Here is a 13383-nt window from a genome sequence, read left to right on the forward strand (position 1 = left end):
GGCTCGAAGAACGACGAGGGTGATCAGTCGTCGATGTCGGTGCCGACGACCGCGTAGTCGGCGCTGAAGTCGATGTCGATCGAGCGGCGGTCGCTGGTGAGCACCGACGCGTCGTAGGGGCTGACCTCGTCGTTGTCGGCGTCGAGGTCGGTGATCATCCCGTCGGCCTCGGCCAATGCGGCATCCACGAGGGCACGGATCGCGGCCTCGTCGAGGGTGTGGGTCGGAGCCGTGTCGTCGTCCTCCTGCTCGGTCGAGATCACGGTGGCGGCGAGGTCGGCATCCACTCGCACCTCGGTCTCGCTGCCGTTCGCGGCGGTCAGCTGGACCTCCCAGGTGCCGTCGCGCTTCGCGTCGATCGAGGTGACGTCGCCCTCGGCGGCTCCGCGGGCGGCATCCGCGATGTCCACGAGCTCGTCGGCCGAGTCCGTGCCGATCCCGGTCACGGGGCCGCCGCCTTGCGGTGCGCCCTGATCGTCGCTGTCGCTGTCGTCACGGTTATCGCCGGGCTGTCCACCGCGGTCTCCGTCGTCGTCGTGGGGTCCGTCCGAGACCGAGGGGCGGTCATCGTCGTCGCCGATGTCGTCTCCGATGGCTGCTCCGACGGCCACGCCTCCACCGGCGAGGATCAGGGCAGCGGCGACTCCGCCGCCGATCAGCAGAGCGCGCTTGCGACCGCGCTTCGCGGGAGCTGCGGACGCGGATGCCGGGGCGGCGTTCTCAGCCGCGAGCGGCGCGACGGGAACGGTCTCACCATCGTGGGACGGCGTCGCGGTGGGCGCGGGGGGTGCGGGCGGTGCTGGGGGAGTCGCGTTCGTCGGGAGGTTCTCGGGCGTCTGGTCGGGGGTGCGGTTCTTGTCGTTCATGTCTCGATGCTCTCGCGGCAGTGCTGAAGCCACCCTGAAGCGTCCTGAAGGCGTCTTCAGGAAGCAGGGGCGTCTCGGCCGCAGTGACACGTACCGCCTGCAGGATCCGGGCACGGATGCAGGATGAGACATGGATCCTGTTCCCGCATCCGTGCTCGGGTCCTGCAGACGGCCCGGATGGCGAGGTGGCAGGTCCTGCAGACGGCCCGGATGCTGAGGTGCCAGGTCCTGCAGACGGCCCGGATGCCGAGAGAGTGTCAGTCCGAGAGGGGCAGGGCCACGACGAAGCGCGCGCCGCCCCAACGGGAGGCGTCGACCGAGACGGTGCCGCCGCCGGCCACGGCGATGCCCTGCACGATCGCGAGGCCGAGACCGCTGCCTCCGGCATCCCGGCTGCGCGCCTCGTCGAGCCGCACGAACCGTTCGAAGATGCGCTCGCGCTCGTCGGGCGGCACGCCGGAACCGTCGTCCTCGACGGTCACGAACACCCACGAATCCTGCGGGATCACGCTGATGGCCACGCGAGCCGCACTGTGCCGGACGGCGTTGTCGGCGAGGTTGCGCAGCAGCTGACCGAGCAGGCGGGGGTCTCCGGTGACACGGGCCGCACGGATGCCGGAGCCGTCGACCTCGACGCCCCGAGACCTCAGCCGCCTCACCTCAGCGAGCGCGAGGTCGTCGAGATCGATCGCCTCGTCGTGCGTGCCGCCGCCTTCGTCGAGCCGGGCGAGCAGCAGCAGCGATTCGACGATGCCCTGGAGCCGGAGTCCTTCATCGGACACGACCTCCGCGAGCTCGCCGATGCTCGTGGTGGCCGGGTGGGCCTGCGCGAGTTCGGCGTGCTGTCGGATCGTCGCGAGCGGAGAGCGCAGCTCGTGCGACGCATCGGAGACGAAACGGCGCTGCGCCGTCGCCGAGGCGTCGAGGCGATCCAGCATCCGGTTCATGGTGGTCGCGAGCGCCGCGATCTCGTCCGATGACGGCGGCACCTCGACGCGCCGATGCAGGTGCTCGGCGGTGATCCCGTCGACCTCTTCGCGGATGCGCGTGACCGGTCGGAGGGCCCGTCCGACGACCAGCCACGTGGTCACGGCGACGAGCAGCAGCAGCAGCGGCACGGCCACCGCGAGCAGCAGCGCGACCGTCGACAGCGTCTCGACCCCGTCTTCGATCGACACCGCCAGCACGAGGGTGTCGTCGTCCTCGATGCCGTCGGAGACCACGAGCATGGGCTCGCCGCCGATCGTCAGGGTCTGCGCGCCGTCGGAGACCGGCAGAGCGGTCGAGCCCAGTTCATCGCGCGCATCCTCACTGGCGGCGCGTACCGATCCGTCGCCGCCGATGATCTGCACGATCTCGTCGTCGAGGGTGTCGATGCCGCGTTCGCCGCCCGGTCCGCCGCCGGGGCCGTCGAAGCGATCGGCGAGTTCGTCGAGGCGCTGCTCGGCGGCACGCTCCGCGCTCGCGTGGATGCTGGAGCTCAGGATGCCGTAGAACGAGAACGCCCCGATGAGCAGGGCGACGGCCACGACGAGCGTCGCGCCGAGGGTCGTCCGGGCGCGCACCGATCGGAATGAGCGCCTAGCCACCGTCGGCCGCCAATCGGTAGCCGGCACCGCGGATCGTCTCTATCGCCTCGCGTCCGAAGGGCTTGTCGAGCTTGCGGCGCAGGTGTCCGACGTAGACCTCGACGATGTTGGGGTCGCCGTCGAAGTCGTCGTCCCATACACCGTCGATCAGCTCGCGCTTCGAGAGCACCTGACCTCGATGACGCATCAGGTGCTCGAGCACGGCGAATTCGCGGGCGGTCAGCGTGACCGGAGTTTCGCCCCGCCAGACATGGTGCGACGAGGGGTCGAGCTTCAGGTCTCCGGCTTCGAGGACGGCCGGGCGGGCCACGGCTCCCCGGCGCACGAGGGCGCGGATGCGGGCGACGAGGATCGCGAAGGAGAACGGCTTCGTCACATAGTCGTCGGCGCCGGTCTCGAGGGCCTCCACCTGATCCCACTCGCCGTCCTTGGCGGTGAGCATCAGCACGGGCGTCCAGTTCTCCTCGGCGCGCAGGGCCTCGCACACCTTCCAGCCGCTCATGCCGGGCATCATGAGGTCGAGCACGATCGCGTCGTATCGGGTCTCGCGCGCACGCCAGAGCCCGTCGACGCCGTTGTTCGCCACGTCGACCGCGAAGCCCTCGGCCTCGAGTCCCCGGCGTACGGCGTCGGCCAACCGCACCTCGTCGTCAACCACCAGGATCCGCATTCCTCCAGTGTGGCGGGCGCACGCTGAATCCGGGCTGAAGCGCGGTCGTCGCGCCTCATCGCCGCATCCGGCCTGCACCCCGGGGCGTTGTCGCGGTGAGCGGAGGCGCACACGGAATGACCATTGGCCACTGAGCTCCCGTGTGGTTGCATGAGGGAATGACCGGACTCCGGGGGGACAGGTCGAGAGGTGCACGGCTGCTTCTCGTCGTTGCGACGACCATGATGCTCGCAGGGTGCGCGACGGCCACCGCCGGCCCGCCGGGCGCATCGCCGTCTGCATCTCCGAGTCCCACTCCCACGGCAGCGTGCCCGCAGATCGAAGGCGTCGATCTGCCTCCGGACTGCGCGCCCTACGACCCCGACGACGCGATGGCGCAGAACGAGCGCTACCGCGATCGCGTCGACCTCTCGGAGGAGAGCCGAGCCGCCGCCGAGAAACCGGCGAACGACATCCGCGCCGGCCTCGAGTCGCTCCGCACTTCCGGCGGCCTGTCGGTCGCCGCTGTGGAGGAGGTCTTCGCCGACGCCGGCATCGCCTACGTCCAGACGCTGGGCGACGAGCGGGCCGTGGCCTTCGGTGCAGCTGCTCCCGAAGGCGGATGCATCTTCGGCGAGGTCTCGGCCGACGTGCTCACGGTCGAGATCGGCGGCGTCATCATGGACGGCGGATGCCTGCCGGCAGTCGGGCACTGACCGACGGGTTGAGATCAGGCGTCGGTGCGGAACCCTGCGGCCTTGTGGGTGCCGTCGCAGAACGGCTTGATCGTCGAGAGGCCGCAGCGGCACAGCGCCACCGTGCGGCGCGTGACCTCGATCGGCTCGCCGTCGGATGACTCCAGCACCGCCGCGCCCCGCACGAGCAGCGGTCCGTCGGGGTAGGCGGTGATGGTGACGGCATCCTCGCGCGCGCTCATCGTGCGTCCCTCGGCCGCAGCGAGGATTCTCCACGCGTCCACGAGTCGAGCATGTGGCCCGCTGCCCAGCCGTCCACGGTCAGGCAGGCGGCCGCGCCGAACATGATGTCGGGCAGCAGCTCGGGGTGATCCTCCGCCAACCCGCCGGCGAGGTCACGCGCCGCGATCTGCTCATGCACGGCATCCGCTTCGACGTGCTCATCGAAGTAGTCGGTCACGTCCTCACCGAACCCGAGGCGCCGCAGGCCGTCGGCGTACAGGCGGTTCGGGATCGACGAGGTCATCTCGAACGCGGCGAGGTGTCCGACGATGGCGCCGAGGAGGCGCCGGTTGACGCCGAACATCGACATCGAGTTCAGCGAGGCGAGCGTGATGGCCGGCACGTCGTCGACGTATCCGCCGTAGGTGTCGTCGAGTCCGGCGCCGCGCATCGCGCGAGCGAAGATCGTCGCGTGCACGCGGTCGGGCCGCCCGCCGCCGTACTCGTCGGACTGGATCTCGACGAGCGCCGCCTTCGCACGCCCGTGCAGGCGCGGGATCGCCCACGAGTGCGGGTCGGCCTCGCGCAGCGTGTAGATCGAGCGCTGCATGAAGAACTCGTGCATCTGCTCTTCCGTCGCCTTCTTCGCGACGTAGCGCGACAGGCTGGGACCCGTGTCGGCCTCGGCGAGGGCGAAGAGGGCCCGCCCGACGGCATCGACGGTCGGCTCGGGGAGTTCGGGCATCGGGACAGTCGCCCGCAGTGCCCGCTCGAACGCGTGCTCGAGGATTCCCCGTGTCGCGATCAACGCCGGATCCCACTCGAGGGTGGGGTCGAGCTCGGGAAGAGACCCGTACGACGAGGCGTAGAGCACGAAGAGCGCGAGCTGGATGTCGTCGTCGCGCACGACGTCATCGGTCGAAGCGAGCGCAGCCTCGGCCCTGGCACCGAGATCGTCGGCGTCTTCGCCGGTCAGTCGGCGGATGACGGCGTCGCTGAGGGGACCTCTCGCGGTGATGCCGCGAACGGCGGACGAAGTGAGTGCTGGCGCAGACATGGAGATGCTCCCAAGAGTCGGATGCTTGCAGTCTCACCCCGGTGATCAGCGCACGGGAAGGGGATTGACGGCGACGCATCGGATGCGGAAGGGCGGATGCCGCAGCGTCCGGATCTGTGACGTCGCCGCGCCGCCTAGGCTGGAACCATGAACAAGAACTCGCTCTGGACCATCGTCGGCGTCGTCCTCGCCGTGGTGATCGCCTGGTGGATCGTCAGCGCGCTGTTCTCGATCCTGTGGTTCATCGCCAAGCTCGCGATCGTGCTCGTCGTCGCGGTCGTGGTGTTCCTCGTGCTGCGCGGGCTCTTCACCTCGAAGGCCGACTGACCGGCTCCACGGAAGATCGCTGAGGGTCAGGCGACCGGGACGTTCGCCCCGATCCGATACCTCGCGGCGCGGTGCGTGTCCTGCACGCGGTCGCCCTTGCCCTGCAGCTTGTTGCGGAGGGTGCCCGGCGTGTACTCCTCGGGGTAGACGCCGCGTTCGCGCAGCACCGGGATGACGTGCTCGATGACGTCCTGCCAGGTGCCCGGAGTGACCGCGTAGGCGAGGTTGAAGCCATCGATGTCGGTCTCCTCCACCCACGACTGCAGCTCGTCGGCAATCTCGACGCCCGAGCCGACGATGGTCGGGCCGAGGCCGCCGATCGCGTTGTGGCGTCCGAAGTCGCCGACGGTCCACTCGCGTCCGAGGTCGGCCTCCTCCTTCAGGTGCTGCAGCACCGACTGGATGGCGTTCGACTCGACGTTGCCGACGGGCTCGTCCTCGGCGTACTGCGAGAGGTCGACGCCCATCCAGCCCGACATGAACGTCAGCGCGCCCTCGGGGCTCGCATACGAGAGGTACTCGGCGTGCTTCGCCGCGGCATCCTCGCTCGTCGCCCCGGTGATGACCGTGAGCAGCGTGTAGATCTTCGCGTCGTATCGGTCGCGGCCCGCCTCTTCGAGTGCGTCGCGGATGCGCTTCACGGTGCCGGCGAGCACCTCCTTCGACGGGGCGGCGACGAAGATCGCCTCGGCGTTCTCCGACGCGAAGCGCACGCCGCGGGGGCTCGCTCCGGCCTGGTAGATGACCGGCGTGCGCTGCGGTGACGGCTCGGAGATGTGGATGCCGGGAACGCTGAAGTGCTTGCCCTCGTGGCCGATGGGGTGCACCTTCGACGGGTCGGTGAAGATGCCGCGCTCACGGTCCTCGACGACCGCGTCGTCTTCCCACGACCCCTCCCAGAGCTTGTAGAGCACCTCGACGTATTCATCGGCATGGTCGTAGCGGTCGTCGTGCGCGAGCTGGTCCTCCTGCCCCATGTTGCGCGCGGCGCTGGGCAGGTAACCGGTGACGACGTTCCAGCCGACGCGTCCGTTGGTCAGGTGGTCGAGGGTGCTCAGACGGCGTGCGAACGGGTACGGGTGCTCGAAGGCGGTGCCGGCGGTGATGCCGAATCCGAGGTGCTCGGTGACGGCGGCCATCGCGCTGACGAGCAGGATCGGATCGTTGACCGGAACCTGCGCGCCGTTGCGGATCGCCGCCTCGTTCGTCCCGCCGTAGACGTCGTAGGTGCCGAGGACGTCGGCGATGAAGATGCCGTCGAAGGTCGCGCTCTCGAGCAGCTTCGCGAGGTCGGTCCAGTACGAGATGGTGTTGTACTGGCGCGATCGATCGTCAGGATGCCGCCACAGGCCGGACGACTGGTGGGCGACGCAGTTCATGTCGAAGGCGTTGAAACGGATCTGACGGGTCATGGGGACCAGCAAACCCGTCGATCGACGTCCCGGCCACCCCGGTGACATGCGCCGACACATTCGCCGAGTGGTCGGAGCGGGTCAGTCGCGGTCGCGGTCGACGGTCTTCATGGTGGAGGTGATGGGGCGGGGATCCGGCATGATCGTGTCGACCTGCGGTTTGGCATTCGCCTGCGCGCGGCACCACACGACGAATCCGACCGCGGTGAAGACGCCGTAGAACACGTACATCAGGCCCGTGGCGTAGAAGCCGGAGCTGAACAGCAGCGGCACGCCCACGATGTCGACGGCTATCCAGATGAGCCAGAACTCGGTCCACCCCTTGGCCATGCCGTAGGTGGCGAGCAGCGAGCCGACGAAGGTCCAGGCATCCGCCCACACGGGCTCCCACGAGCCGAGCGCGCGGAACAGGGGAGTGAGGGCGATCGTGCCGATCACCATCACGAGCACCAGGCCGATGCGGGCGCTGTTGGGCGCCCATCGCGGGGTCACGCGCCCACCGTTCGAGGCGGCCTGGCGCCAGCGCACCCAGCCGTAGATCGCGACGATGATGAACATGATCTGACGCCCGGCCTGGCCGAGCAGATGCGGCAGCTCGTGGTCGGGATTCAGGATCGACCCGAGGAAGACCGTGAGCAGCAGCAGATTGCCGACGATGCCGACCGGCCACGCCCAGATCTTGCGCTGCATGCCGCCGAGGGCGCTCGCCAGGCCGAACGCGTTGCCGACCACTTCGCGGATCAGCAGCACCTGACCGCCGGGGAGCACCCACTGCGAGTTGAAGGCGTCAGCGAGCCAGAGCAGCGGGTTCACGGGCGCTCGTCCGGGAACGGCCGCTCATCGAGCACCAGCTGCAGGAAGGTGAGATCGAGCCAGCGATCGAACTTGGCGCCGACCTGCGGCATCCGTCCGACCTGCATGAAGTCGAGGCGCTTGTGCATGATGATCGACCCTGTGTTGCTGCTCTCGATCGCCGCGACCATGACGTGCTTGCCGAGGCGTCGCGCGCGGTCGATGAGCTCGATCATGAGCGCCTTGCCGATGCCGTGCCCGCGCTGCCCCTCGCGCACATAGACGGAGTGCTCGACCGTATGGCGGTAGCCGCTGTGCGGGCGCCAGTCGCCGAATGTCGCGTAGCCGAGGACGCCGGTGTCGTCTACGGCGACGATCACGGGGTAGCCGCGCTCGGTGCGCTCGGCGAGCCAGGCGGTGCGGTCATCGACCGTGACGGCCTCTTCGTTCCAGATGGCGGTCGTGGTCAGCACCGCGTCGTTGTAGATGGCGGTGATCGCCTCGACGTCGGCGGTCTCGGCATCCCGGATCTGGTGGTCGCTCATCGGGTCTCCTGCATCTGCGCTCGGGTGCGCACGGGACGACGGTAGCAGGATGCCGGGGCGGGGACGGTCTCCGAGGGCTCGCCGCGGCTTCCCTCGTGTGCCGCGTGCAGGACCGGGGCACGTCTGCAGGGCGAGATCCCTCGGATCCTCCTGCATCCATGCGGCGGCCCTGCAGACGGTCCGGGTCTACGGAGTCTCGGAGGGCTCACCACGTCGGTTCAGGTGTGAAGTCGCCAGTGCGTGAGCTTGGCGGGATTGAGGACGATCCACAGCTGATCGATCACGCCGTCTTCGACGTGCAGGTTCATGACCGAGTGCACCCTGACTCCGTCGCGGAACACGAGGCCGAGACCCTCGCCGAACTGCCTCTCCTCGACGGTGAAGTGCGGGTTCTTGGCTGCGATTCCGAGCAGGAAGCGCGCGACATTGTCGGCGCCGCTCACGACGTTGCGGGCTGCGCTGACCACTCCGCCACCGTCGCTGCGCAGCTCGACGTCGGGGGCGAGGAACCGCGCGAGCGCGACGACGTCACCGGTTCGTGTGGCGTCCTGGAAGGCGCGGACGACCCTGTCGTGCTCGGCGCGAGGGACGGCGACCGCCCGACTTTCGCGCACATGACGACGAGCGGATGCCGCGAGCTGCCGCACCGCGGCGGAGGACCGGCCGACGGCCCCGGCGATCTCGTCGAACGGCACGGCGAAGACGTCGTGCAGCACGAAGGCGACGCGCTCAGCGGGGGTCATCGCCTCGAGCACGACGAGCAGCGCAGTCGATACGTCGTCGTCGAGGGTGATGCGATCGAGGGGATCCTCGGACATCGATGCCGTGTGCGAGCCGAGTGCCCCCGCGAAGAGCTCGGCCGGGACGGGCTCCGGCAGCCACGGCCCGACGTACTGCTCTCGCCGGCGCCGCGCGGAGCCCAGAAGGTCGAGAGCGACACGGCCGGCGACGGTCGTGAGCCAGCCCGCAGGGTTCGCGATCGCCTCGCGCTCGGCCTCGGCGAGCCGGTACCACCGCAGGTATGTCTCCTGCACGACATCCTCGGCATCCGCCAGCGTCCCCGTCATCCGATAGCCGAGGGCCAGCAGGCGGCGACGCTCGCGGAAGACGTCGTCGAGTTCGTCGTCCATGGGGTGCCTTTCGATGGTGCGCTGGCGCGGGTGCTCTCGCAGGATATGACGACGCGGGGCTGCGGAGTGTGAGACCTCACACTTCCGGATGCCGTCTCGTCATCTCTTGCGGACGGTGCGCGGTGGGCGCACGCTGGGCGCGGACATGCCCCGGGGACGAACAGGAGCGCGGATGAGGATCGCAGTCGCAGGAGGAACGGGAGTGGTCGGTGGCCACGTCGTCGAGGCGGGGCGGGCCGCGGGGCACGAGGTCGTCGTGCTCGCGCGTTCGACCGGTGCTGACGTGATCACGGGCGTCGGACTCTCCGACGCGCTGCAGGGTGTGGATGCCGTCATCGACGTCACGAACACGACCACCCTCTCGGCGGCGAAGGCTGTCGCTTTCTTCGAGACGGCGACGCGCAATCTGCTCGCCGCAGAGGAGGCGGCAGGTGTGGGGCATCATGTCGCACTGTCGATCGTGGGGATCGACGGGATCGACTCGTCCTACTACGCGGGCAAGCTCGCCCAGGAGCGGGCGGTGGCCGCGGGCACTGTGCCGTTCACGATCGCGCGGGCGGCGCAGTTCCACGAGTTCCTGGGACAGCTGCTCTCGGGGATGTCGGGGCCGATCGCAGTGATGCCCAAGCTGCTCATGCGGCCGGTGGCGGCGCGCGAGGTCGGTGCGCACCTGGTTCGGGTCGCCTCAGGTGCGGCAGCGGGGCGTGCGCGCGATCTCGTGGGGCCACGGGACGAGGTCCTGCTCGATCTGGCCCGACGACAGCTGGCGTTCGACGGGGTGCGGCGGCTGGTTCTCGGGGTGCGGCTGCCCGGCGCGTACGGGAAAGGGCTGGCATCGGGGTCGCTGCGCGGCGACGCCGATGCTCTGCAGGGAGCGATCACGTTCGACGAATGGCTGCGCACCGAGGATCACGTGCGCGGCGAGTGAGTCGGATCGTATGTCGGCATACCGACTGAGATTCGAACAGCGGCGTCGGTGTCAGACGTGCACGTCGGCGGGCGATTCCTCGCCCTCGTGGAAGCTCGGCTTCTTGCCGATCAGGCGACCGATCCCGAGGATGATCCCCACGATGATCAGACCCGCGATCAGACCCGCGATGGCCGAGAACAGCGTGTCGCCGATCCAGACGATGACACCGCCGGCCGGCTCGAGGAAGTGCTCGATGCCGTGCAGGATGTCGGCGCCGAAGTGCACGCCGACCTCGCCGAGGTTCACGAGCAGCAGGTGCCCGCCGACCCACAGCATCGCGACGGTGCCGAGGATGCTGATGAAGCGGAAGACCGCCGGCATCGAGCGCACGATGCGCGTGCCCGTGTGGCGAACTCGCTGGGACGGGTTCTTCGCCATCTTCAGACCGATGTCGTCGATCTTCACGAGCAGGGCGACTGCACCGTAGACGACGCCGGTCATGAGCAGCGCGATCACGGCGAGGATCGCGAGGGTCGTCCAGATGTCGAGGCCGGCCTCGAGGTTGGCGAGCGAGATCAGCATGATCTCCGTCGACAGGATCAGGTCGGTGCGCACCGCGCCCCACACGAGCTTGTTCTCGTTGCGGGCGCTCTCATCGGCATGGCCGTGCTGCACGCCGAACCATTCGAGCACCTTCTCGGCCCCCTCGAAGCAGAGGTAGGCGCCACCGAGGATCAGCAGATACGGCAGCACCCACGGCGCGAAGGCAGTGAGCAGCAGTGCGATGGGGATGATGATGACGAACTTGTTCGCGAGAGATCCGAGGGCGATCTTCGCCACGACCGGCAGCTCGCGCGCGGGCGTGATGCCCTGCACGTACTGCGGGGTCACGGCGGCGTCATCGATCACGACGCCGGCGGCCTTGGCCGAAGCCTTCATCGCCGCGCTGAGAATGTCATCGACGACGGCGAGCAGTCCAACCGACATGTGTGTCTCCCTGGTGTCTATGTAGCGGAGCAACTCTATCGACTGCGCACAAACTCACAGCGCGCTCACAGTCCCGCGGGACCAAAACCGGCATCCTCCTGGTTCTCTTCTATGACGCTGCAGCCAGCCGCGTCGGACAAGGAGACAGACCATGTCGAACGAGTACAGCAAGACCCCCGAGGCCGTCAGCGACCTCACGCACCTGCAGTACGAGGTCACGCAGGAGGATGCGACCGAGCCGCCCTTCCGCAACGCGTACTGGAACACTCACGACGACGGCATCTACGTCGACGTCGTCTCGGGTCAGCCGCTCTTCGCGTCGACCGACAAGTTCGACAGCGGCACCGGATGGCCGAGCTTCACCAAGCCCATCGAGGCCGACGCCGTGACCACGCGCACCGACCGCACGCTGTGGATGAAGCGCACCGAGGCGCGTTCCAGCGGCGCGGACAGCCATCTCGGGCACGTCTTCGACGATGGACCCCGAGACGCAGGAGGACTCCGGTACTGCATGAACTCCGCCGCACTGCGCTTCATCCCGGCTGACAGCCTGGAAGATGAGGGGTACGGTCGCTACCGTCACCTCTTCCCCACCCCCAACTCCGAGGAGAACTCATGACCGACACCGGAACAATCACCCGCACCCCCGGGACCGAGACCGCCGTGCTCGCCGGCGGCTGCTTCTGGGGCATGGAAGACCTCATCCGCCGCCAGCCCGGCGTGCTCGACACCCGTGTCGGCTACACCGGCGGCAGCAACGACCACGCGACCTACCGCAACCACCCGGGTCATGCCGAGGCTGTGGAGATCGTCTTCGATCCCACGAAGACGACGTACCGCGACATCCTCGCTTTCTTCTTCCAGATCCACGACCCGTCGACCAAGGATCGCCAGGGCAACGACATCGGCTCGAGCTACCGCTCGGCGATCTTCCCGCTCAGCCCCGAGCAGGAGGCCGTCGCGCGCGACACCATCGCCGACGTCGACGCCTCGGGTCTCTGGCCGGGCAAGGCCGTGACCACGATCGAGCCCGTCGGCCCGTTCTGGCAGGCCGAAGAGGAGCACCAGGACTACCTGATCAAGTACCCCAACGGCTACACCTGCCACTTCCCGCGTGCGGGATGGGTGCTGCCGAAGCGCGAAGAGAACGCGACGGTCTGACCGTCACCCCGAGAGCCCTTCGTCTCCCCGAGACGGAGGGCTCTTCTCGTGCCCGCGGTCAGTGCTCGGGCAGACGGCTGCCGCTCCGGCAGTGAAGGAGATCTCGCGGATCGAAGGAGTGGATGCTGAGAAGCATCCTTCGTTGCCTGAGATCTCCTCCGCTACGAGTGGGCAGGCGTGGCGCCCCGCGGTCAGCTCTCCGACAGGAAAGCGAGCGCGGCTTCCTTGAAAGCGCGCGATCCCGGTGCGTTGAAGTGGTTGCGATCGGGGATCTCGAAGAACTGTCCCTGCGGGGCAGCTGACGCCAGGGCGCGAGAGCCCTCGATGATGGCATCCCTCGACCCCGTCGCGAACAGGATCGGGCTCGCCGGCGCGTTCGACGGGTCGGGATCGATCGTCCGAGACGACCGCATCCCCTCGGCCAGCGCCACGAGTGCGCCGAGGTCGTTGCCGGGCACGCGCTCGGTCAGCGCGATGTAGTTCTGCGTCGTCGGATCCGCGACGGGCGTCCCGTCGGCGAGATACGCGCGCACCTGGTCGAGATCGAGCCGCGCGAGAGGGATGCCGTCCGGCACCCCTCCGAGCACGGCGCGGCCGATCCGGTGGGGCAGATCGCGCACGACTTCCCAGCCGACTCGGGCCCCGAGCGAGTATCCGACGTAGACGGCCTCGTCGACGAGATACATGTCCATGACCGTCTCGACGTCGGTCGCGAGAGTGCGGATGCCGTAGGCGTCGGCCTGGTGCGGCTTCTCGCTGAGCCCATGGCCCCGCTGATCGAGCGCGAGCACCCGATACCCCGCCTTCGTGAGCTCGCGCACCCACCCCGTGAGCACCCAGGTGTCGCGGGCGCTCGACGCGAACCCGTGCACGATCACCGCCACGGGAGCATCCACATCACCCCAGGTGTAGGTCGCGAGGCGAGTGCCATCGGCGGCGTGCACCTGCTGGGGTTCGGGCATCTGGGTCAGGTCGGAGAGAGGAACAGCCACGGCATCCATTGTGCTCCCCCTGCGATGCCCGGAGACGCCGAGACCCACC

The 13383-nt window shown here is 68.8% G+C and carries 16 protein-coding genes; 5 read left to right on the forward strand and 11 right to left on the reverse strand.

Annotated elements, in window-relative coordinates:
* Window positions 1-23: 23 nt before the first annotated feature.
* The 3 genes from ACZZZF_RS11725 to ACZZZF_RS11735 all read right to left on the reverse strand — a co-directional run bounded on the left by ACZZZF_RS11725 (window position 24) and on the right by ACZZZF_RS11735 (window position 3125).
* On the reverse strand, window positions 24-866 hold the full coding sequence (locus ACZZZF_RS11725) for a PepSY domain-containing protein (RefSeq protein WP_463498401.1): 843 nt from the start codon (window positions 864-866) through the stop codon (window positions 24-26).
* Window positions 867-1123: 257 nt separating this feature from the next.
* The gene (locus ACZZZF_RS11730) at window positions 1124-2455 is read right to left on the reverse strand and encodes a sensor histidine kinase (RefSeq protein WP_056275530.1); all 1332 of its coding nucleotides are present in this window, start codon (window positions 2453-2455) and stop codon (window positions 1124-1126) included.
* Window positions 2448-3125 (reverse strand): response regulator transcription factor, encoded by a 678-nt coding sequence (locus ACZZZF_RS11735; protein ID WP_072592125.1) that lies wholly within the window; start codon window positions 3123-3125, stop codon window positions 2448-2450. The genes ACZZZF_RS11730 and ACZZZF_RS11735 overlap by 8 nt, the downstream gene beginning before the upstream one ends.
* A 158-nt stretch (window positions 3126-3283) precedes the next feature.
* On the opposite strand from ACZZZF_RS11735, the gene ACZZZF_RS11740 reads away from it, so the two are divergent.
* Window positions 3284-3820: a hypothetical protein gene (locus tag ACZZZF_RS11740; RefSeq protein WP_053098185.1), complete on the forward strand. Its 537-nt coding sequence runs from the start codon at window positions 3284-3286 to the stop codon at window positions 3818-3820.
* Window positions 3821-3834: 14 nt separating this feature from the next.
* Here the strand turns inward: ACZZZF_RS11740 and ACZZZF_RS11745 are convergent, their stop codons facing one another.
* Together ACZZZF_RS11745 and ACZZZF_RS11750 are read right to left on the reverse strand one after the other, a co-directional pair.
* Window positions 3835-4041 carry a CDGSH iron-sulfur domain-containing protein gene (locus ACZZZF_RS11745; protein ID WP_053098184.1) on the reverse strand — a complete coding sequence of 69 codons (207 nt, stop codon included), beginning with the start codon at window positions 4039-4041 and terminating at the stop codon, window positions 3835-3837.
* Window positions 4038-5078 carry an iron-containing redox enzyme family protein gene (locus ACZZZF_RS11750; RefSeq protein ID WP_463498402.1) on the reverse strand — a complete coding sequence of 347 codons (1041 nt, stop codon included), beginning with the start codon at window positions 5076-5078 and terminating at the stop codon, window positions 4038-4040. The genes ACZZZF_RS11745 and ACZZZF_RS11750 overlap by 4 nt, the downstream gene beginning before the upstream one ends.
* A gap of 147 nt (window positions 5079-5225) precedes the next feature.
* Here ACZZZF_RS11750 and ACZZZF_RS11755 point away from each other — a divergent pair, with 147 nt between their 5' ends.
* On the forward strand, window positions 5226-5405 hold the full coding sequence (locus tag ACZZZF_RS11755) for a hypothetical protein (protein ID WP_053098182.1): 180 nt from the start codon (window positions 5226-5228) through the stop codon (window positions 5403-5405).
* Window positions 5406-5431: 26 nt separating this feature from the next.
* Here ACZZZF_RS11755 and ACZZZF_RS11760 read toward each other — a convergent pair whose 3' ends face one another.
* From ACZZZF_RS11760 to sigJ, 4 genes are all read right to left on the reverse strand, one after another.
* On the reverse strand, window positions 5432-6817 hold the full coding sequence (locus ACZZZF_RS11760) for an LLM class flavin-dependent oxidoreductase (RefSeq protein ID WP_053098181.1): 1386 nt from the start codon (window positions 6815-6817) through the stop codon (window positions 5432-5434).
* Window positions 6818-6898: 81 nt separating this feature from the next.
* Window positions 6899-7630 (reverse strand): nicotinamide riboside transporter PnuC, encoded by a 732-nt coding sequence (gene pnuC / locus ACZZZF_RS11765; RefSeq protein WP_187249190.1) that lies wholly within the window; start codon window positions 7628-7630, stop codon window positions 6899-6901.
* A complete protein-coding gene (locus ACZZZF_RS11770) occupies window positions 7627-8154 on the reverse strand; it encodes an N-acetyltransferase family protein (protein ID WP_463498403.1) in 528 nt (175 codons plus the stop codon). Before ACZZZF_RS11770 ends, pnuC begins: the two co-directional genes overlap by 4 nt.
* A gap of 218 nt (window positions 8155-8372) precedes the next feature.
* Complete coding sequence (gene sigJ / locus ACZZZF_RS11775; protein WP_463498405.1) at window positions 8373-9284, reverse strand: RNA polymerase sigma factor SigJ; 912 nt, start codon at window positions 9282-9284, stop codon at window positions 8373-8375.
* Window positions 9285-9456: 172 nt separating this feature from the next.
* On the opposite strand from sigJ, the gene ACZZZF_RS11780 reads away from it, so the two are divergent.
* Complete coding sequence (locus ACZZZF_RS11780) at window positions 9457-10212, forward strand: SDR family oxidoreductase (RefSeq protein ID WP_463498407.1); 756 nt, start codon at window positions 9457-9459, stop codon at window positions 10210-10212.
* Window positions 10213-10263: 51 nt separating this feature from the next.
* Here ACZZZF_RS11780 and ACZZZF_RS11785 read toward each other — a convergent pair whose 3' ends face one another.
* Window positions 10264-11181: a DUF808 domain-containing protein gene (locus ACZZZF_RS11785; protein WP_053098178.1), complete on the reverse strand. Its 918-nt coding sequence runs from the start codon at window positions 11179-11181 to the stop codon at window positions 10264-10266.
* A gap of 151 nt (window positions 11182-11332) precedes the next feature.
* Here ACZZZF_RS11785 and msrB point away from each other — a divergent pair, with 151 nt between their 5' ends.
* Window positions 11333-11800, forward strand: a complete 468-nt coding sequence (gene msrB, locus ACZZZF_RS11790; protein WP_053098177.1) for a peptide-methionine (R)-S-oxide reductase MsrB — start codon at window positions 11333-11335, stop codon at window positions 11798-11800.
* Window positions 11797-12342: a peptide-methionine (S)-S-oxide reductase MsrA gene (gene msrA, locus ACZZZF_RS11795; RefSeq protein ID WP_053098176.1), complete on the forward strand. Its 546-nt coding sequence runs from the start codon at window positions 11797-11799 to the stop codon at window positions 12340-12342. The genes msrB and msrA overlap by 4 nt, the downstream gene beginning before the upstream one ends.
* A 191-nt stretch (window positions 12343-12533) precedes the next feature.
* Here the strand turns inward: msrA and ACZZZF_RS11800 are convergent, their stop codons facing one another.
* The gene (locus ACZZZF_RS11800; RefSeq protein WP_463498410.1) at window positions 12534-13343 is read right to left on the reverse strand and encodes an alpha/beta fold hydrolase; all 810 of its coding nucleotides are present in this window, start codon (window positions 13341-13343) and stop codon (window positions 12534-12536) included.
* Window positions 13344-13383 lie beyond the last annotated feature (40 nt).

Source organism: Microbacterium sp. AC215 (assembly GCF_979258645.1).